The sequence below is a fragment of the Acidaminococcus intestini DSM 21505 genome (genome assembly GCF_000425045.1).
Classification (GTDB): Bacteria; Bacillota; Negativicutes; order Acidaminococcales; family Acidaminococcaceae; genus Acidaminococcus; species Acidaminococcus intestini.
Genome location: NZ_AULA01000011.1, coordinates 39,253 through 60,245, shown reverse-complemented (window position 1 = coordinate 60,245; position 20,993 = coordinate 39,253). Strand labels below are relative to the sequence as shown.

The following is a 20,993-nucleotide window of genomic DNA, read 5'->3' as shown; positions in this document are numbered from 1 at the left end:
ATTTCAACAAGGAAAGGATTCAGAAAAAAACAAAATGGATGCCTCCCGAAATATATCGGGAAACATCCACTAATGCCATTTAACTAATTTATATGCGTCCAGTTTTTGGGGTACACATCAAAATCTTCTCTTCTGCTTTTTTCATCATAAAAATGAGAACATCGTCCGCAGACTGCAACCCACACAGACCGCCAAAAAAAGAAAAAGGACAGAAGACACGTCAAAACGCCGTGCCGTCGTCCTTTTACCAAAAGAAAATGGCATCATTCCTGGGAACCGGTTTCCCCCACGCAGGGCCGCTTTCCAACCTCCCCCAGCCCCTCCAGGCCATACATGGTAAAGCGCAGGAGCTGGAGCTGCAGCTCGTACCAATCCGTATTCTTGCACCAGCCAATCTTCTTATTGACGGCCATGGACCCATTGATGATGCTCCAAAAGATGTTTTCTGTGATATGAGCCGGAATGCCCTCTTTTTCTGCCATATAAGCGATGAAATGGCCTTTTTCCATGGCGAAGATCTTTTTCATCATCAGAGGCAAAATGGTGTCATCCTTCACGAGGGGATGATATTTGGGAATATCGATGAGGCGATGACAAGGCGGCAGCCGGTCATTATAAGCCTTGAACACAGCAAGGTCATTTTGCCGGACTACATCCCATAAATCCTCAAAAGACTCATGACAAGTCCGGTCCGTTATGGAATCCAAGAAAATAAGCGCGTCATTCATGATGTCATCAACTAAATCATAGATATCAAGATAATGGGCATAGAAAGTTGCTCTTGTAATGCCTGCTTTTTGGCAGAGGGCCGTGATCCGGATCTTTAGGAAAGGCTTCTTTTTCAGCATCACCAAAAAGGTATCCTTAATATGATTGCGTGTGCTCTTCGTCCGCATAGGAAGCATGGTTTCGTTCATGATCGTCCCTCCTTGCTCCTATTATACCATTGACAGGATAGGGAATTGGGGCCTACTATACAAAAATAAAAATCTGTCTGTTGATAACAGATGATTTTTCTTGATAAGATGTGCATACAACAAAACCTAGTGAATAAGGAGGCAATCATCATGAACGAACTGTATAAAAACTTCAACGGAGAGGCTCCGAAAATCGATCCAAAGGACGCGGTTATGCTCCTCATCGACCATCAGAGCGGTCTTTTCCAGTGCATCAACGATATGGATTTCAAAAGGGTCCGTGATCATGCCATTGCCCTTGCAGAAGCAGCCACCCTTGCCGGCATCCCGGTCATTACGACGGCATCCGTTCCCCAAGGTCCCAATGGTCCGCTCATTCCCGAAATCCACCAAGCAGCTCCCCACGCGGTCTATGTTCCTCGCCGCGGTGAAATCAACTCCTGGGACTGCCCTGCCTTTGTAGAAGCCGTAAAGAAAACGGGCCGCAAGACCCTTATCATTGCCGGTACCGTCACAAGCGTCTGCCTTGCCTTCCCGGCCATTAGTGCAGTTCGTGATGGCTATAAAGTTTTTGCCCTGCCTGATGCATCCGGTACCTATTCCAAGATGGCCGAGGAAATTTCCCTTGCCCGGATGGTCCAGGCCGGTGTCATTCCCATGGACACGTCTTCTGCCATTGCCGAAATCCAGCAGACCTGGCATCGTGACGACTGGGAAAAATGGGCCAACATCTGGGCCCGGATCTTCACGAACTACGGACTTCTGCTTGAAAGCTATGCCAAGGCCGTCGAAGTGACGAAAACAGGCGAACCTATGGACAGCCTGCGCGAAGACTAAGCTTCTGATGACTCATTCCCCACAAATGGGGTTACTCTCTCGAAACAAAAAATTCCTTCCTCTTCATGGGGGAAGGAATTTTTTTATGGACATGATAGAAATGGGGCGGCTTCCTTGGGCGGGACCGCCTCGCTTGGCAGTTCTTTCTCCTGATTTTCCCCTTTCGGAACCATGCCACCGTATTCTATGTACCATTCATACTCCATAACAGGGCCCTATCGCAAAACTTTTCATTATGAGAAACGGCATGAGCCCCTTGTTTCATGGAATCTTTCCTTTCATGAAACAAGGGGCTCATCATCTGCATCAAAGCTCAGTCATTGCTGCTCCGACTAAAAAACTCACTGACTCAAGCGGGGTACTGCTAAGAGGCTCGCCGCGTTTGACAACGCAGATGGGTCGATATGGGCCATAGGCGAAAAAGGTTTCCTCTGCAATCCGAAAAAATTCCTAGGAGCGGCCCACCCGACGACGGCATTTTTTCGGGCGTCTTAGAAATGAGATTATGGTACGTGACTTCTTACGAATCGTCATGCCTTCCTTGCTCTCAAAAGAATCTTTTCTCAAGCAAGGAGGGCACGTATGTATCTGCATCGAATCGGCGCGATTTGTGCGCCGAGTAAAAAACTTACTTACTGAGTCCTACTATCAATTTTTCCAGCACATCCACCATGGTTTCCAAGGATTCCTGAGGAATGAATTCATAACGGCTGTGGAAAAGATAGCCGCCAGTCGAAAGGTTCGGACAAGGCAGTCCTTTATGGCTGAGACGCGCCCCGTCCGTACCGCCGCGGATAGGCTGCACGATGGGTTTTACCCCGCAGGCTTCAAAAGCATGACGAGCTTCATCGACAAGTTCCATATGATTTTCGATGATGGGACGCATATTGGCATAGGAGTCACGGATGGAGACCGTCACGACACCGCTTCCCCATTTTTCGTTCAGCTTCCTGCCAATTTCTTCCACTTTCCTTTTCTGGGCAGCAAATTTTTCAGCGTCATGCTCGCGCAGAAGGTACTTCATTTCGCAGTGCTCGCAGCTGCCTTCGATGGAAGACAGATGGTAAAACCCTTCATACCCTTCAGTATAAACAGGCTGCTCTTTTTCCGGCAGCAAGGACTGGAACTCACAACCCACAGCGGCCGCATTGATCATTTGATTCTTGGCACTTCCCGTATGGACGCTCACGCCCTTGATGGTGATAGTTGCCGTAGCCGCGTTGAAGTTTTCATATTCCAGTTCACCCAAGGCTCCGCCGTCAACAGTATAAGCAATCTGGGCACCAAATTTTTCAAGATCGAAGAACTTCGTACCTTCCCCGACTTCCTCATCCGGCGTAAAACCAATGCGGATCTTTCCGTGTTTAGGAGCATCCGGACGAAGCAGACGCTCCGCAAGGGTCATGATTTCAGCCACACCGGCTTTATCATCAGCCCCCAAAAGTGTCGTTCCATCTGTCACAATGAGCCGTTTTCCCTTGACTTCATTGAGACAGGGAAAAGCGCTTGGCGTCATGACAATATCCTGTTCCTTGTTAAGGACGATATCGCCCCCCTGATAATCTACAAAGGCAGGATGGATTGGACCGCCACTTACAGCATTGCTCGTATCAAGATGGCTGATGAGGCCAATGGTCGGACCCTTATCACGGGTCGCGGGGATGGTCCCCATGACATAGCCATATTCATCTTGGATTACATCCGTAAGACCCATGGCTTTCATTTCTTCCGCGATCTGGGCTCCTAGGACTTTTTGGTTCGGACTGGATGGATACACCTTGGCATCATCTACGGAGGTTGTGTTGACAGCGATGTACTTCAGGAAGCGTTCTGTTGCAGTGGTCATGTTTTTTGTCTCCTTTTCTGCTGTGATGTGAAATCAATTCCCCTCAAATTGGCCCTAGTCAACAATGGAAGTTAGACTTGAGCGTCAAAAAGCGGCAGGTTCTCGAGAGTCACGATGTCCTTGCGGTTCATGGCGTCCCCTTCGGCGAGGATGGCCATGCGCCCAATCACTGTGCCGCCCGCCTTTTCGATAAGTTCTTCCAAGGCCTTGATGGAGCCGCCTGTGCTGATGACATCATCCACAAGGAGGACCTTCCTGCCGCGAACAAGGGCAATATCCTCATCTTGAAGAACGAGGATCTGTTTTCCCTTGGTTGTAATGGAGCGGTCTTCAACAATAATTGGATTTTCCATGTAAGCCTTGACGGACTTTCGGGCAATGGCATAACGCGGCATCCCCATGAGGCGCGCCATTTCGTGAACCAAAGGAATGCCCTTGGTTTCAGCGGTCACCATGATTTCCGTTTCCGGCGGCACGCGTTTGACAAGTGCTGCAGCGGCCTTTTCCACAAGCTCCACATCGCCTAGGATGACAAAGCCCGCAATGGCCAGTTTGTCATTGACATTGAGAATCGGAAGTTTTCTTGTTACACCTGCGACGTGCAGTTCATAAAATCGGTCAGCCATTTGTATGTATGCCCCTTTCATACCAAAAGTGGTTCCTTTTCCCTTCCTTACGGCGGGAAGTGTTCCTTCATCGATTGATCACGCCACCTGCATTTGGGTTGGTCGCAGGCAGCAGCTTCTTTGCCTGCTGGAAAGATGAGTCTCCAAAGATTGAATGCTTTAAAAACCCGCACGCAAGCCGCCTTCTTTCGCTTTTTATTCAGCGTTCGTGCCAAAGGCAGGCGGCACTTTCGCACGCGGAGACAGTCAAGTTATCCACAATAAAAGGTCCCCATTCATGGGCTTTTCCAGCCCAGTGAAGAAAGTTATTCACCAAATCGAAGGTTATCCACAGTCCCTGTGGATAACCTTGTGTATAACCTATGATTGGAAAGACGGAATGGCCTAGCTGCCTTTTCCACCGCTATTCTGGGGGAAAGAAATGGAAAAAAGGCCGCGTCTTTATCCAGGACGGGCCCTCCGTTCGGAATCCCTTACAGGTCTTCCACCATGTGGGGCGGCATGCTCCACTCCACCAAAACGCCCGTATTGACCCAAAGACGGGTCAATACCTGCTGGCAGTCCTTCCAACTGTCTCTGGCAAGGAAGGTCCGCTCTTCGAAATGATAAGTACAGGCGTCAATAGGGACTTCCATCTTATGCGGTGCCGCAAGAAAGTCCATGACTTTCTGCTCGATCTGGGTCTCGCCTTTGATGGTGACCGTAAGTTCCTTGGTTTCTTCGTTATAGTCAAGCGCGCCATAATGGCCGTTATAATTCAAAGTGACACTTTTTATTGCCATACTGTTAAACCATCCTCTTTTCAAGTGATAGCCCCATTATATCATAAAGGATGGACTCGATGCACGGGAAGTTTCTGGGAGACGTACAAAAATAATCCTGTCCCGATGTCTCAAGAAAAAAGACGCGGGACAGGACGGCAGAAATCGTCAGGATTCCTTATGATAAACCGGTTTCAGGCGCTGGGAAAGGGGCAATTTCTTTTTGGGTGCATGGGCCATGGACCAGGCCATCATGCGTTCCTGGACACTGACCTTTTCCCGGCCATGAGCGTAGACGCGGCGGTAATTGCCGTTTGAAAGCTCCATATGGGCCCCGACATTATCCTTGAGACACAGATCAAGAAAGGCCTTGATCCGTTCAATGTGGGCATGACGCTCAACAGGGAACATGAGTTCCACACGCTCGCTGAGATTGCGGTGCATCATGTCTGCACTGGAAAGATAGAGTTCTTCCTGACCGTCATTCCAAAAATAATAGGCCCGGTGATGCTCAAGAAAACGGCCAATGATAGAACGGACCGTAATATTTTCCGACAGCCCCTTGATTCCCGGACGCAGGCCACAGATCCCGCGGACAATCAGATCGACTTTGACGCCAGCTTGGGAGGCCTCATAGTATTTTTCGATCATGGGCTGATCGATCAGGGAATTCATCTTGGCAATGAGATAGGCTTCCTTTCCCGCCTTGGCATGAGCAATTTCCCGATCGATCAGTTCGGTCATCCGTTCCCTCAGGCCCAAGGGAGCCATGATGAGCTTGTGGAAGGTGGGCGGCTCGGAATAACCGGAAAGGACATTGAAAAAGGCAGAGGCATCCTGCCCAAATTCATCGTTTGCCGTGAGAAGGCCAAAGTCCGTATAGAGCTTGGCCGTCTTATCGTTGTAGTTTCCCGTCCCCAAATGGACATACCGTTTGATGCCGGTTTCTTCCTTACGCACAATGAGAGTGATCTTGGAATGGGTCTTCAGCCCTACAAGGCCATAGATGACGTGACAGCCGGCGCGTTCCAGACGGCGCGCCCAGACAATATTGTTTTCTTCATCAAAGCGGGCTTTCAGTTCCACCAGGGCCGTCACCTGCTTGCCGTTTTCCGCTGCTTTGGCAAGGGCCGCGACAATGGGTGAATTCCCGCTGACACGGTACAAAGTCTGCTTGATGGCAAGGACCTTGGGATCTTCGGCTGCATCCCGGATGAGATTGACGACAGGATCAAAACTTTCATAAGGGTGATGGAGCAAAATATCATGGTCCCGGATCTGGTCAAAAAGGGAAAGGTCGGGCGTCAGTTCAGCTGGTACTTGGGGCGTATAGGGCTTGAAGCATAGGGACTCCATCCCCTTTTGGCTGATGAAGCCAAAAAGGAAGGTAAGGTCCAGCGGGCCCCGCACTTCGTAGATCTCTTCGTCCACAAGGTCAAGTTCTTGCTTAAGGAAGTCCTGTAGGAAGGAACCCTTTTCCGGATTGATTTCAAGCCGAACGGCACTCCCTCTTTTGCGTTTCTTTAAAGACCGTTCGATTTCCTTCATGAGGTCGTGGGTTTCATCTTCATCAACCTCAAGATCCGAGTCACGAGTAATGCGGAAAGGTACCGCATCAAGGACGCTCAATCCTTTGAAGAGCTCCCCGCAGTGTGCCATGATGAGGTCTTCCAAGAAAACGAAGGATTTTTCATCCCCCGCCCCCTTCACAGGGATGACACGGGGCAAGACGCTCGGCACCTGAATAAAGGCGATCTTACGGATGTCCTTGGCATCCCGCAGTTCAAGGGCGATATTAAGGGACTTATTGGCAAGAAAAGGAAAGGGCCGTGACGCATCAATGGCCATGGGCGTGAGAACCGGAAAGACCATTTCCTTGTAGTACCGTTCAAGGCTTTCCCGCGCCTTTCCCGAAAGATCCTCCACCCGGGAAAAGGAAATGGCATACTTTTCCAGTTCCTTTACAAGGGCAAAGAAATAGCGGTACTTGAGTTTCATTTCACTATGGGCAGCTGCCGCAATAGCCGTAAGCTGCTCCCGCGTGGAAAGTCCGGCAATGTCGGGGCGTTCGATTCCTGATTCCTCGCGGCCCACAAGACCGGCTACACGGACCATGAAAAACTCATCAAGGTTTGAAGCAGAAATGGCCACAAAACGAAGGCGTTCCAAAAGAGGCAGGGTCCTGACGCCAGCTTCACGCAGGACGCGGAGGTTAAATTTCAGCCAGCTCAGTTCCCGATTGATATAATATTCTGGCTTCTTGAGATCCATAAGGGTTCCACTCACCTTTCCACTTGTTCCAGGATTGGCGTAAGGCCAAAAACTTCTTCAAAAAATCCGCTCTGTTTTTCAAAGGTCCAGCGCTCGAGGGAAAGATCCTCGCGACTTGTGACAATGACGCGGAATTGATTTTCCTTCATTACGGTCCGGCAGCCTGTGATCTTTTGCTTGCGGCTGACATCAAGGGCATCGGCAAGACGCAGGATGGCTGCCAGTTTAGCCACCGCGGGAGTTGCAGAAATCTCCCGGTCGTAGGCTTCTGGCGACAGGGCGTCAGGCGACGGCAGGGAAAAGAGATAGGATACGGACGCAATGGTCTGCTGCGCGTCGGGCCCAAATCCCAAAAAGTCCGTTGCTTGGATCAGCTCATAATTGTATAGCTTCCCCGCACGCAGGGAAAAGAACTTACCCACACCATGGAGCAGGGCGGCAGCGCGGAGCAGATGGAGGTCAGCCCCGTCGAGGCCCTCGCTTTTGGCGACCGTTTTGAAGATAGCTTCACAAAGATCTGCTACAAGGCCCACATGGACAAGATTGGTTCCAAAACGGCGGGCCACACCTCGGATTTGGCTCATCTGGATGCTCTGCATATACGCCATAAAGGCTGGATCTTTCTGGCGGGCAATATAAAGGGCCCGGATCCCGTCAATGAAACGATTGGTCACGATATAGACAAAAGGCGATCCAGCCGCCCGGATCAGTTCCTCATAAAGGGTTGCCGCCGGAAGGACCAAATCTGCTTCTTCCTCAGATAGGGCATAGACCTTTGTCAGCTGGCGGGGGGAAAGACTTCTAAGGCGCAGGAGGATTTCCTCAAGGTCCCCTGCCCCAACCTTGATAAGGCCCTTTTTGTCCGGCTTTTTTTTCAAGATCCGCGGCAAATAGCTTGATTCAACGCCGCTGATGATCATGCTCTCGACGGGCTTATTTTCCAGTTCCTGCATGACAGGAAAAAGATTGGCCCGAATATACTCCCGCAGGGCCTCCCCAAAATGGATGCTGGACTGTTCATTGCGCGTGAAGTATTCCTTCATACGGATCAGCCCCACATGCAGGTTCTGCTGATATTCCATCTCTCCCCTGCGCACATAGGTAAAGCCCATGGCTCCGCTCGATAGATCCACAAGAAGGTGTCCGCCTTTATGTTCCACCTTTTTCTTATGGGATTCCAAATGGTAGCTGAGGGACGCAATCTTTCGAAAGATTTCCTGGGGCAGGTTGATCACGTCCATGACAAAGCCCGTTTTCACAAGGACCTGATCCAAAAAGAACGTTCGATTCCGGGCTTCCCGCACAGCGGTCGTTGCTTCAAGGACATAGTCCTTGATCCCGTAATCCTTCATGAGACGGCGGAAGCCCTTCAAAATATCAATAAGAGCCCGCATCGTCTCGGTTGAGATACGCCCCGTCTTGAAGGTCTCTTCGCCCAGACGAACAGTCTGACTGGCTTCATCAAGGATGGTCACAGCATAAAGGTCAGTGTACTCAATAAGCTGCATCGTGACCCGCTCCGAGCCTAAATGGATGATGGCAGCCAGCTGTTTTTTCTTTGCCATAGTATGCCTCCCGTCTCAATCTTATGGGTATCGGCGGAAAACCTGTCACACCGCCTGGAAATCGTGTTATACTAACAGTAATCTATCATTTTCTTTTCATTGTAGCACGTTTTCTTCCCTTCATCGAATAATTTACCGATTCTTTACAGGGTACTGCTAGTATAGAGGAAAAGAAAAACAAACTTCCATAGGAGAAACAATATGAAACGAATCGGAATCATAGACGTGGGTTCCAACTCGGCACGGCTTGTCATCATGGAAATCTCAAGCCAAAAAGGGAGCCACCTCGTCTATAACCAGAAAGATCCCTTGCGTCTGGCGCTTAAGACCGATCCCCAGGGATATCTGACGGAAGAGGCCTTCACGAGCACCATCGACTGCATCCGGGGCTTTGCTTCCATGTGCCGTTTCTTCCACGTAACAGATATGGTTGCGGTAGCCACAGCCGCCATCAGGAACGCAAAAAACGGCATGAAACTGACACGGGCCGTCAAGGAAAAAACCGGTGTCGATCTGGATATCATTTCGGGCAAGACGGAAGCCTTTATGAGTTACGTTGGCGTCGTCAATACCATCAATGTAGAAGATGCTGTGATTTTTGACCTAGGAGGCGGTTCGACAGAAGTCATCCTCGTCCGAAAACGGAAGCTCATTGATTCCGTCAGTCTGCCCATTGGCTGCGTCAACCTGACAAAGCAAAGCCGGCAGGGCTCTATGCGCGGCCGCGAAGACATGAAGACCATGCAGAAGCTCATTGCCGAACAGATGAAAAAAACGCCTTGGCTAACTGGCTGCGGACTGCCCCTTGTCGGCGTAGGTGGTACGGCCCGTTCCATTGGGAAAGTGGAAGAAAAGCGGATCAAGTACTTTACGGCCAAGCTGCATAACTTCCAATTTGATATAGCCGATTTTGCGATTTGGTACAAAGGGCTCCTCTCGACACCGCCGGGGATGCGCCGGCGCATTCCCGGCCTTTCAAGCGACCGGGCAGACGTCATCGTCGCTGGCAGCTCCATCATCAAGGCCCTGGCAGACAAATGCAATTCTAAAAAACTCATCATCTCCGGCTGTGGGCTCCGGGAAGGCCTCTTTTGCGAATACCGGCACCAGCACGAAAACATGCCCCTCATTACGCCTAACATCCTTGAAACGAGCCGCAACGACATGATTCATCAATATGTGCCAGATGAGGAACATGCCCGTCTTGTGGCCCGCTTTGCCCTGCGAATCTTTGATGGCTGGAAGCGCTTTCACAAGCTGCCGGAAAAACGCTGGCGGGACCTTGTGGAAACAGCGGCCCTGCTTCACGATACAGGGATTACCATCAATTACTACAACCACACACGGCACAGCGGCTACATCATTGAAAATGCCCGACTTTTTGGCATGAGCCATATGGACATCGTCTTTGCCTCCATCATTGCCGCATGGCACCACGGGGTAAACCGCTCCTACCTGCGCAACAAACCTTACCGGAAACTGATCACGGATAAGGATATTGAAGACCTGACGCGGGCAGCAGTTATTGTGGCCATCGCCGAAAGCCTGGATCATCCCCACATGGGAGATATCCTCGATGTGGAGGCCCGCGACCTAGATGAAGCGGCCCAGCTCACTCTCATTGCCCGCAAGGATCCCCTCATTGAAATGAAGCAGCTAAACGCCCTGATGAAATGGATCCGCAAGACCTTAGGGACTCCAGTCACTGTCGTTGTCAAACTCCTTCCCAATGGCAGCACCAGAAAGGAGTAAGATGTCATGACCCTCCAGCAGCTGCGCTATATCGTCGCCATTGCCGAAGCAGGTACCTTGAGCGGCGCTGCCAAGGCCCTCTTCATCTCCCAGCCAAGCCTTACGAAAACCGTACAGGAACTGGAAAATGAAATGGGCATCAAGATCTTTGAACGGACCAACAAAGGGGTCCTTCTCTCCCATGATGGAGAAATCTTTTTAGGCTATGCCCGTCAGGTCCTGGAACAAGCCGCACTCCTTGAATCCCACTATAAGACCCAAGCCGGCGGCAAGCAGGAATTTCGTGTTTCGACCCAGCACTACTCCTTTGCGGTCAATGCCTTTGTCGACCTCATCAAGGAATACGGCCGCGACACCTACGATTTTAGTCTTCAGGAAACACAGACCTATGAAATCATCCGTGATGTGGCGGATATGAAAAGTGAAATCGGCATCCTCTATATGAACGACTTCAACCGTTCCGTCCTGGAAAAGCTCTTCAAGACCCACGACCTCGTCTTCCATGAGCTCTTTTCGACATCCCCCCACATCTTCATTTCCAATACCCATCCCCTCCATGATCGAGATAAGGTCTCCATGGAAGAACTGGAACCATATCCCTACCTTTCCTACGTTCAAGGGGACCATAACTCCTTTTATTTTTCGGAAGAGATTTTCAGTACCGTCGTACGAAAAAAGAATATCCGCGTCACTGACCGGGCTACGCTCTTTAACCTGCTGATTGGTCTTGATGGCTATACCGTCTGCAGCGGCGTCATTGATAAACGCCTCAATGGTGAATCCATCATTGCCGTTCCCCTAGATGAGGAAGATACCATCCATATTGGCTATATTACCCACAAAAAGATTCATCTGAGCCGCCTTGGCACAAGCTACATCAATGCTTTAGAGCGTTATATTGCAAGTTTGGAGATTGGGGGAAAAAATAAGTCAGCCCAAGGATTGAGCTGATTGGATGAGGACGGGAGCTGTCAGGCAAAAATGGGAGGGAACAGCCTCAAAGGCACGGACCCAAACCGGCCCCTCATGGGGGAACGGGGCCGAAATGATTCGCCTGGAAACATGTCCCTGCGCCCTTCCGCTTTCGCTTCAAAGCGGGCTTGGGACCCGGGCAAATGGTCCTCACTGCCGCTTGCAAGGATATGGCGCATAGCTTCTCATCCATCACCAAAGCCGGGAAATTATGTTGATCAATGCTTATGGAAAATTTCTGGTTTCGGCCCCCCGATTTCAAAGAAACCAGCCTCTCACAACAATCAAATAAAAGTTAGAGCCCAAAACCGAACCTGCCTCTACGTCCGGTTTTGGGCTTCTTTTATGTTTTTTCCTTACAATCTTTGCCTCCGTGTTATTTGCCTTATAATCTTTTCCCTTCCGGTATTTTCTTCCATTTGCTTTTTGCAAATTCGGTTCAGATGGGTTCAGATACGAGGAGTCCCCGCTTCCACCGACGACGACAGACCTGAAACGCCAGCAATCCGCTAGCGCAGCGACGCGGGAGCTGTTGCGCGAAGGTTCTCCGAAGCGGCGCCACCAAAAATAAATCGGCGACGCGTGAGTTTCTTTGCGGCCAGAGGCCGGTACGTCTAGGAGGTTGGGTGCGCGAGCGACAAAGTAGATGGGCCCATATGGACTGAAAATTGCAAAAAGCTTCCGCTTTGATAAGCTGGGCGCTGGAAGTGACGACACATGGGTAGGAAAGGAAGCCCCCAGGCGTAAGCGATTCCCCAATCAGTAACGAAACGTCGTACGAATCGACATGCCTCCATTGCTACCTTAAAATAAGAGGTTGAGCAATGGAGGCACGTCATTTTGAAGAATCGGCCCAATTTTGGGGCCGATTCCATATTTACATAAACACAACCGCCAGCGCCGTCGTAACAATCCCGCAGACACAAAGTGAGATGGAGCTCATAGCCCCTTGGATCTTACCAATTTCCAAGGCCTTCATCGTGCCAATGGCATGGCTGCAGGCCCCGATGGCAACGCCTTCAGCAACGGGATCTGTAATCTTGAAATGTTTGGCCAGAAAGGGAGCCAGAACGGCCCCTTCTATCCCCGTAATGACAACAGCAGCTGCCGTAATGCCGGGAATCCCGCCCCCGCTTTCGGAAATACCCAGCGCAATGGCTGTCGTAACGCTCTTAGGGAGCATGGACGCCGAAAAAATGGAGTTGGTCCCAAAAAGATGGCAAAGGGCAACGGCCGCGGCAATGCTGACAAGACTGCCAAAGGCGCAGCCGATGAGGATGGGCAGGAAATGTTCATGCAAAATAGCTTTCTGCCGATAGATCGTAAGAGCAAGCACAGCCGTGGCAGGACCTAGGAGCATGGAAATAAGCGAGCCACCGGTACGGAAATGATCCAAAGGGATGCCGGTTGCCATGAGAATAAGGACAATCATACAGGAAGACGTCAGCACAGGATTGCAGACGAGCCACCCTGTCTTTTTCTGCAGTTTGACACCAATGATCCAACAGACAAGGATGAGGAAAAGGCCAAGAAAAGGCGTGGCTGTCACGTTTTCAAGCATGACGAACTCCCTTCTTTTCCCTATGGCGCAGCATCAGCTGAACAGTCCACCCCGTCACAAAATAAATCAGCGGCGTTGTCACAAGCGTAATGACCAAAAAGGGCAGCAGATAGTTTTTCAGCGTCTCCACGTATTCCATCGTGCCCACGACGGCCGGTACAAAAAAGATGCCCATATTTTCGATGAAAAAGCGGCTTGCTTTTTCAATCTGATAGGGCTTGATGGCCTTTTGATACAGCAAGGTCATCAGGATGAGCAGACTGATGACGCTGTATGGGACGGCAAAGGGCATGATGGATGCCACTATGACCCCAACGAGACAAACGCCGAAAATCAGCGCAAGTTCCATAACGATGTTCATGAGAAAGTCCCCCTCGATTTTCTTTTCTCTCTAAAAAAATATGCGATAGATAAAAGTATACCCTATCTGTCACAAGAATAAAAGTGATGGGCCATAATTGATGGGAAAATCGCAAAAATTTCCCTCTTTCGTTTCATAAAAAAATGAGCCCCACTTTTCCCAAAGAGCAAGGGGCTCACCTTCACCTAATTGCGGCGCAGCTTCCGCAGCGCCAAAAAATGACTTACAAGATGCCCAGCATCGGTGCCACGGACACAATCGCGATACCGACAATAAGCATAACCATATCAATTTTCAGCATAAAGGACAGATACCGATCATAGGGAATCTGATAGATTTCAAGGGTCCCCATATTGGTCGCACTGGGATAGATTGCACTCGTAAAGTTAAGACCAATCGTAAAAGCAGCAATCAGCATGACCTGGCCACCAATGGAACCAATGGGAGCACTTTGGAAAAGTGCATAGGCTACGGCCCCAAGAATCGGCATAGTAATGCCGGCAACACCGCTTGTCGACTGCATAAAGAACCCAATGCCCACATAAGCAAGGGCGGCTGCAATGGCAAAAGCCCAGCCGGGAACACCTTGAAGGGCATTCTGGATCCAGTACACGAACGTTACGCTCATACCGGCCGTTTTGCTGCCCATGATGACAGAAATCCCGTTTGCCACGGTGAGGACGAGAACAACGCCCAGCATTTCACGGGCACCGGCAACAAATTCGCGAACAAATTCCGGTTCAGGAATCTTGTTGATGGGCCCCAAGAGCAAGGCACCAACAAGGAAGACAAAGGCAAATTCATCAAAGTACCAATCGCCAAATTCCGTATAATGACCCGCGCCAAACAGTTCACCCAGGATAGGGACCTTGGCCAAGCTGCGGAAAGGCAGATTCACCACGTCCTTCATGGTGCTGCCGTCAGCAAACTTGATGGCGTCCCAAGGCATGTACCCGCAGACAAGGGCCAGGATAATGACCACCAGCAGGGTGATGGACCAAGCTTTGCGGCTCGTAAATTCTTCCATTTTGTGATCTTCATCAACAAGGGTCTTGATATCAAGACCGTGGACGATGGATCTTGTTGGATCCCTTTTGACCGTGTCGGCATAGTGGAGCATATAGACGAGCCCCACAACATAAAGGACGAAGAAAATGACAATACGCAGCAGCATGCCGCTGCCCATGGACAGTCCATCGGTTCCAATGGCCCCTACGGCAGCCCCCAAGGAAAAGGGGTTGACAATACTTGCCATATTGCCCGCCGTAGCCCCGACAAAAAGGACACCGATCCCAGTAATGACGTCATACCCGGCAAGTACAAAAAGGGGAACGACGACCATGGAATAAGCCGGGATTTCTTCCCACAGTCCATAGACCGCGCCAAATAAGGCAGAAACAAACATGAGAACGATGATCAGGGCCTTTCCCGTAAACCGTTTGAGGAGCCAGCCAATGGCCGAATTCATGGCTCCGACATGGTTCATGAGGTGCAGGAAGCTTCCAGCCATAAGGATGGCAAAGCCAACAGGAGCGGCCTTGACAAAGCCCCGGATCGGCGCCATGAGGATGTCCCACAGGCCCATGGGCTGCAGGCCCTGTCCGGTCACGACTTTGCCTTCGACCATAATGGCGTTGTAAATGATTTCCTTTGTCCCGTTATTTTTAATGACAACGGATTGAGGGACAAACCAAGTCAGGATAGCGACAACGATCAGGACTAAAAATACAATGGAATAAGAGCTCAGCATTTGTTTCTTTTTCTTTGCTTGTACGTCTGACATAAGGACCCTTCTTTCTATTTGTACGGAAACAGGAAGCAAGAGGAGGCATCAGCGGTTGAAATTCACAAAAGTGTGGATGTAGATTTTCATCGCCGTTTTATAATCATCAACAACCATATTTTCATTTGGCATGTGTTCACTTTTTTCAACGCCGGGAAGGATGATGCCGTAGGCCACACAGTTATCCATGGCACGGGCATAGGTGGCGCCGCCGCTGGAAAGGGGTTTATGCTCCGTATCACCCGTCGCTTCAACATAGCTATCCATGAGCTTTTTGATGATAGGCGAATCAAGGGGCAGATAGACCGGTTTCAACCAGTCAAATTCATGATAGGTAAAGCCGTATTCAGCCGCTTTTTGCGTAATGGCTTCAACCGCCTTTTCCTTTGGATAGGTCACGGGAAGGCGCATATCGATGGACAGGATTTCTTCTTTTTCCGTAAGTTCAATCTTACCGAGGTTGAATTTGAGCTCACCGGATGCGTCATCCTTGACATCACCAAAAATAGGTTCTGCAAAAAGATGCCCCTCCAGATTATCCTTCACAAAACGGGCCGCCTTCGTCGGGTATCCCATGGCCTCAAGGGCAAGCAGATAGCGATGGATGGCATTGACACCCTTTTCAGCAAACTGGGCATGCATCCCTTTACCAAGAATGCCCACGGTCTCCCCTTCATCGCGGTATTCATAATGAAGATTCTTCAGAGCCTCTATGAGGGCCTGCGATTTAGGAGCCTTGACATAGCTGGGAACGACGTTATAGGCATCACCGGCCTTAAAGGTGAGACCACTTTCGTTCGACGCATGGAGCGTATATTCAAGGACCCCTTTTTCAGCATGGATAAGGGGGAAAATGGAATCAGGCGTAAAACCAAAATCCGGTTTTTCCTCTTTTTCCATATAGACCTTGATGCCGCGCCAGAGGTTTTCTTCATCGGTGCCAAAAATAAAGCGCAGACGGTAATTGGGGGTAAATCCTTCGTCAAGAAGAGCTTTAACGGCATAGACAGCAGTCAAGGTTGGGCCTTTATCATCCTGAACGCCGCGGCCATAGGCCTTACCGTCGCGGTAGTTCACTGTAAAGGGATCACTCTTCCAATCATCGATGAGCCCTGGCGGGACCACGTCAAGATGCCCTAAAACACCGATCAGGGTATCGCCTTCACCAATTTCCGCCCATCCATAGTAACCGTCTGGATCGGCATACGTACGATACCCCAGGTCCTTCATAAGGGCCATGGTTTCATCAAGAACCTTCTTGATGGCCGGCACATGGGGATAGTCATCGTCTTCCTTAAGATAGCTCGGGACCGCCACAAGCCGCTCCATAGCCTTTAGAAACTGGGGAAAGTTTTTTTCCATGCGCCCATAATAGTGCGCTTTTTCGTCCGGTGTCATGATTCTGGTTCCTCCTTTTTTCAGGAAAGTCCTGTTTCGTCGAAAAATTCAGCAAACAATTGATAAAATAATCTTTCACCACGATTATATCATAGGGTAAGGGCGTCCATAGAGCGACAAAAAAGGGTTTCCTGCGTAAAAGGAAACCCTTCCTAGGGGAGTACGCGGTTCATGCAGTCCAGCGTCCCTCCCCTCTGGATTATGAAATATCTCAATCGGTTACCTGCGTCTTATGAAGCTTTCGATAAAACGCTTCAAGCCCCCTCTTCTTTGCCCTGTAATAGGGCTTTTTCCACGTTGAAAGGCCCTTTCCGAGAAAAGGCGTATAGACGCCGCCAATCCGCAGCTGGCGCAGGACAATATCCTCATAGGGGACATCGGGATTTTTCAGCATATCATACATGGTCATGAAGGCCGTTGTTCGTCCCTCACCGGCAACACAGTGAAAATGAAGCCAGGCGTCCTTAGGCAAAGTCTTTACGAAACGGCGGAACCGCTCAATTTCCCCTGCATCAGGCCACAGATGGTCTGTTGCTGTAAAGCGGACATACATCACCCCTTTTTGAGCAGCAAGTTCTGCTTCCGTAAGCACCTGACCCGCCTCCACGGTCATGGTTGAAGCAGACCTTTTATCCGTTTTGAGACGCACAAGGGTCACGTCCTGTCCCTGAAGGGCGTGGATACGCTGCGCTTCATCAGCAAGTACAGCAAAGTGTCCCTTTTCCCTGTTGGCCCAATTCCGTTTCCCATACCAGCTTACGGGCATTCCATTCACAAAGCCATGGCTCTCCTGTCGCAGGTCAACAAGGACAATAGGTCCTTGGGTTCTATTTCGAAGATCTGCAAGGATTGCATCGAGTCCTTTTTCAGAGTACTGGCTGGATCCTGAGATATGAAGCTCAGACAGTCCTTTGCAGCTGGGAATACGGGAAGAAGCTTCCTTTGCGTAGCGAGGAGGGATTGCCCGATAAGCATCATCACAGGTCCTATAATTGCGCGGAAGTCCAGGTGCATTTTCTGCGTCAAGACGCCACAGCGCGCCTTCGTAGGAAAAAGGCGCCTCAAGGGGCACGCTTTTAGGGGCCTCCTTTGCTCTGACGCAAGGAAGAGGCGCTGAAAAAGCAATCAAGGAAGCGCTTAGCATCAGTAAAAAGGGAACCTTTTTCAGCATCTTTCCTCCTATAAAAAACAAACCCCCAACCCGTAACACGAGTTGGGGAATCTTCCAAATTGGTGGAGCATAGGGGGATCGAACCCCTGACCTCAAGATTGCGAACCTTGCGCTCTCCCAGCTGAGCTAATGCCCCAATAGTTAGTATTATAGCCCTTTCCCTAAATTCACGCAAGAGAAAATAGAGGGTTGGATGACAATATTATACGACGTCGTCAGCCTGCTTCGCGTTTTTCCCAGCATCGGGGCCAATCTGGAGCCCTATTCGAAAAAGGAAAATGGAGAAAAGGCCATAACGTCGGCGCCAAACCGTGTCCTTCGGACTGGGCGACGAATTAAATCCGTCCTTAAACATGTTTTTCGGACTTTCGCTCGTAAGGAAACGTCGCTACGCTCCTCATCCACCACCAAAAGGGCACGCTTGCCTCATTTTAATGAGGCAACATGCGGCTTTTGGTTCCCCGCCCTGGTGGGGCGGCTCGACTCTACGAGTCGAGCTCAGAGGCAAAACACAAAGGCGGGCAGTGCTTAAACGAAGGAAATCGTTTCTTAATTTCATTGTAATCATAATCATATGGATAGAATGGATAAAGATCCCATCGGATAAATATTCCCCCATATCAGACTAACTACGCTAACGGATTCAACCTACAAAAAGCCCAGAACCGAACTCGTATCTACGTTCTATTTAGGGCTCACGTCACGGTCTTTTTGCCTTGGAGACGGCGAAAGCCGTTCCGCCCCGCCAGGGCGGTAAGCGCATCGCCGATCGATTCGCAAGCTTCCTTGGCGCCTTTGAAAAAGCGAAGCGAGAGATCGTGACAGGCGCTTATCCAGGGAGCGCAGAGCCCTTTTATCCCTTACATCCGCCTAATTAGAATCCGGCGGATGCAAAAGTAACGGATACGTTTTCGTGTATGACGATGTTGCAAACAATCTTTCTTAGCAGGATTGTAACAAGCAGGCTTGTTAGGTGGAGGATGAGGAGGCCGGTTTGTGGCCGACGTTTCCTTACGAACGGCTAGCGAGGAGCATTTTTCGATGGGCCAAAACCGCTGCGTATGGAGCTCTTGCTCCATAGCCGGTTGCAGGACCGTGTTATCGAAAAATTGATTCGGCCCCCTCCGGTCGGGACGCTTTGTGGCCGCGCGTTACTCTCTTTTGCCTTACGGGCTTTTCTTTCATTTGCTTTTTGCGAATTTGGCTCAGACGGGTCCAATTGCGAGGAGCCCCGCTTCCACCGACGACGACGGACCTGAGACGCCAGCAACCAGCTAGCGCAGCGACGCGGGAGCTGTTGCGCGAAAGTTCTCCGAATCGACGACGCGTGAGTTTTCTTGCGGCCAGAGGCCGGTACGTCTAGGAGGTTGGGAGTGTGGGCGACAAAGCAGCTGAGCCCATATGGGCCGAAGATTGCAAAAAGCTTCCGCTTTGATGAGCTGGGCGCGGAAGGTGACGACACGTGGTTAGGAGGGGGAGCGCCCAGGCGTAAGGGATCCCCAAACGTGAGACGGACCCTCCTACGAATCGACATGGCCCCATTGCTTCCATATATTTCAACGAAAGCAATGGGGCCATGTAACTTCATCAAATCAGCCTGATTTTTGGGCTGGCCAAAAACAGTTACGCTTTATCCTGCGCCTCCTGCTGGGCCACCAGGTCCGCCAGCGTCGTACGATCTACGACAGAATCCACGGCTTCCTGGATTTCCTTATACAAATTCAGGGTAATACATTTTTTGGCGCGGGCACAGACTGTATGGCCCGGTTCCAGACAGGCCACAGGGGCAAGGGATCCTTCGACAGCGCGCAGGATCTCTCCCGTCGTATATTCTTCCGGTGCCTTGACAAGCTTATAGCCGCCTTGGGCGCCGCGAGCGCTCTTGACCAGTTTGGCTCTGGAGAGGGCAGTAATGATTTGCTCCAAATATTTCTCGGAGATTTCCTGTCGTTCGGATACACTGCGGATGGGAACAAAGTTTTCCTTGCCATTCATGGCAAGATCCAGCATGAGACGCAGGGCATACCGACCTTTTGTTGAGATCTTCATGACGTGGTTCCTCCAAAAGCATTCTTTCTGACTCTTGCCATACCATTTTACTATAAATTTCAAAAAAAATCCATACTGTTTGATAGGAATTAAAACTGTCAGAAATTCAGCCCTTTTTTGCCATGAATTTCCGGATTTCCGCATATTTTTCCTGTAGGACACGGCGGCTTTCCTCCAAAAAGGCCGTCAGATAAGGAGCCTCGTAAGGAGCCTTAGCCGTTACAAGGTCCGTCCGGAGCGTATCCGTGATTTCCTTTACGGAAAGCGGCGTAAGGGGGGCTTCCTTTGCGTCAAAAAGGGAAGTCAAATGCAGCTGTGAACAAAAGGTCACCCCTAATTTACGCCGTGCCAATTCAAATTGGGTCTCATCATCACTGATGGAAAAAAGTGGGGCCGTAAAGAGGCCTTCCCGTTTAAGGACCTCCGTAACCCGGGAATAAACAGTGCTTCGCTTTTCTTTTCCAAGGATCGTGAGATTCTCAAAATCGTGAAGACTCACCACACTCCCCGGTTGAAGCGTGACTGCCCGTCCTTTTTTGAGATGTCCTTTTACATACTCTCGATTTCCGACAAGGTAAAGTGCCTCCGTCCCGACGGGGATGCGGTGAAACAGCGCCGACTCCGTACAGTCCACACCAAGCAGCACGTCAAGGCGTCCCTCCTCAAGAAGGGGTTCCAGCTCCCTGGTATCCCCGAGCACGGTCTCCACCGTAACGGCGGGATAGGCCTTATGATATCGCTCCAAAAGATCGGGGAGAAAACATTTGGCCCGTGCCGCATTGGTGCCAAGACGCACATGTCCCCGCGTTCCGGCTTCCCGCTCCTTTAAGTGCACCAGGCAGCGGCGTTCGATAAGATCCATTTGCCGTACGGTTTCGTAAAAAATGCGGCCCGATTCGGTGAGTGCAACGCGGGGAGACCGCGTAAAAAGCACGGTTCCAACTTCTTTTTCAAGCTTTTTGATATGTTCACTGAAACTTTGCTGCGTAATGTGGGCAAGGCTGGCCGCCTTGGTAAAATTGAGCGTCTTTGCAGCAAGGAGGAACATTTCATAGGAAGTTTGCATGGACCTCCCCCCTTTCCTTTTTTATTTTATCACAGGTTTTACCCTGTGGTCTATGTA

16 protein-coding genes and 1 tRNA gene are annotated in these 20,993 nt (G+C 50.3%); 3 read left to right on the top strand and 14 right to left on the bottom strand.

Translation table 11 applies throughout. The features are described from left to right. Window positions 1-263: 263 nt before the first annotated feature. On the bottom strand, window positions 264-917 hold the full coding sequence (locus tag H503_RS0105090; RefSeq protein WP_009015179.1) for a TetR/AcrR family transcriptional regulator: 654 nt from the start codon (window positions 915-917) through the stop codon (window positions 264-266). 150 nt (window positions 918-1,067) lie between these two features. On the opposite strand from H503_RS0105090, the gene H503_RS0105085 reads away from it, so the two are divergent. Beyond that, window positions 1,068-1,754, top strand: a complete 687-nt coding sequence (locus tag H503_RS0105085) for an isochorismatase family protein (RefSeq protein ID WP_016459918.1) — start codon at window positions 1,068-1,070, stop codon at window positions 1,752-1,754. Between the two features lie 628 nt (window positions 1,755-2,382). Here H503_RS0105085 and pepT read toward each other — a convergent pair. From pepT to H503_RS0105060, 5 genes are all read right to left on the bottom strand, one after another. Then, window positions 2,383-3,600, bottom strand: coding sequence for a peptidase T (gene pepT, locus H503_RS0105080; RefSeq protein ID WP_009015177.1), 1,218 nt, complete (start codon window positions 3,598-3,600; stop codon window positions 2,383-2,385). Between the two features lie 71 nt (window positions 3,601-3,671). Beyond that, entirely contained in the window at window positions 3,672-4,226 is a 555-nt protein-coding gene (locus H503_RS0105075; protein WP_009015176.1) for a phosphoribosyltransferase family protein, read from the bottom strand. Between the two features lie 473 nt (window positions 4,227-4,699). Further along, complete coding sequence (locus H503_RS0105070) at window positions 4,700-5,008, bottom strand: hypothetical protein (protein WP_009015175.1); 309 nt, start codon at window positions 5,006-5,008, stop codon at window positions 4,700-4,702. Between the two features lie 147 nt (window positions 5,009-5,155). Further along, window positions 5,156-7,258 (bottom strand): RNA degradosome polyphosphate kinase, encoded by a 2,103-nt coding sequence (locus tag H503_RS0105065; RefSeq protein WP_014129093.1) that lies wholly within the window; start codon window positions 7,256-7,258, stop codon window positions 5,156-5,158. An 11-nt stretch (window positions 7,259-7,269) separates the two neighbouring features. Continuing rightward, on the bottom strand, window positions 7,270-8,823 hold the full coding sequence (locus tag H503_RS0105060) for a Ppx/GppA phosphatase family protein (RefSeq protein ID WP_026385505.1): 1,554 nt from the start codon (window positions 8,821-8,823) through the stop codon (window positions 7,270-7,272). Between the two features lie 201 nt (window positions 8,824-9,024). Between H503_RS0105060 and H503_RS0105055 the strand changes: the two genes are divergently transcribed. Together H503_RS0105055 and H503_RS0105050 are read left to right on the top strand one after the other, a co-directional pair. Next, window positions 9,025-10,575 (top strand): Ppx/GppA phosphatase family protein, encoded by a 1,551-nt coding sequence (locus H503_RS0105055; protein WP_009015172.1) that lies wholly within the window; start codon window positions 9,025-9,027, stop codon window positions 10,573-10,575. A 6-nt stretch (window positions 10,576-10,581) separates the two neighbouring features. Continuing rightward, on the top strand, window positions 10,582-11,526 hold the full coding sequence (locus H503_RS0105050) for a LysR family transcriptional regulator (RefSeq protein ID WP_009015171.1): 945 nt from the start codon (window positions 10,582-10,584) through the stop codon (window positions 11,524-11,526). An 898-nt stretch (window positions 11,527-12,424) separates the two neighbouring features. Here the strand turns inward: H503_RS0105050 and H503_RS0105035 are convergent. From H503_RS0105035 to H503_RS0104995, 8 genes are all read right to left on the bottom strand, one after another. Beyond that, window positions 12,425-13,108 carry an LrgB family protein gene (locus tag H503_RS0105035; RefSeq protein ID WP_009015170.1) on the bottom strand — a complete coding sequence of 228 codons (684 nt, stop codon included), beginning with the start codon at window positions 13,106-13,108 and terminating at the stop codon, window positions 12,425-12,427. Next, on the bottom strand, window positions 13,101-13,469 hold the full coding sequence (locus H503_RS0105030; protein ID WP_009015169.1) for a CidA/LrgA family protein: 369 nt from the start codon (window positions 13,467-13,469) through the stop codon (window positions 13,101-13,103). Before H503_RS0105030 ends, H503_RS0105035 begins: the two co-directional genes overlap by 8 nt. A 223-nt stretch (window positions 13,470-13,692) precedes the next feature. Further along, window positions 13,693-15,252, bottom strand: a complete 1,560-nt coding sequence (locus H503_RS0105025; protein ID WP_009015168.1) for a YfcC family protein — start codon at window positions 15,250-15,252, stop codon at window positions 13,693-13,695. 48 nt (window positions 15,253-15,300) lie between these two features. Further along, the gene (locus H503_RS0105020; protein ID WP_009015167.1) at window positions 15,301-16,650 is read right to left on the bottom strand and encodes a Sapep family Mn(2+)-dependent dipeptidase; all 1,350 of its coding nucleotides are present in this window, start codon (window positions 16,648-16,650) and stop codon (window positions 15,301-15,303) included. 211 nt (window positions 16,651-16,861) lie between these two features. Further along, window positions 16,862-17,821 (bottom strand): phosphatase domain-containing putative toxin, encoded by a 960-nt coding sequence (locus tag H503_RS0105015; RefSeq protein WP_016459913.1) that lies wholly within the window; start codon window positions 17,819-17,821, stop codon window positions 16,862-16,864. A 60-nt stretch (window positions 17,822-17,881) separates the two neighbouring features. Further along, window positions 17,882-17,957, bottom strand: a tRNA-Ala gene (locus H503_RS0105010). Between the two features lie 1,487 nt (window positions 17,958-19,444). Beyond that, complete coding sequence (locus H503_RS0105000; protein WP_009015165.1) at window positions 19,445-19,870, bottom strand: RrF2 family transcriptional regulator; 426 nt, start codon at window positions 19,868-19,870, stop codon at window positions 19,445-19,447. Between the two features lie 106 nt (window positions 19,871-19,976). Beyond that, entirely contained in the window at window positions 19,977-20,936 is a 960-nt protein-coding gene (locus H503_RS0104995) for a LysR family transcriptional regulator (protein ID WP_014129100.1), read from the bottom strand. Window positions 20,937-20,993 lie beyond the last annotated feature (57 nt).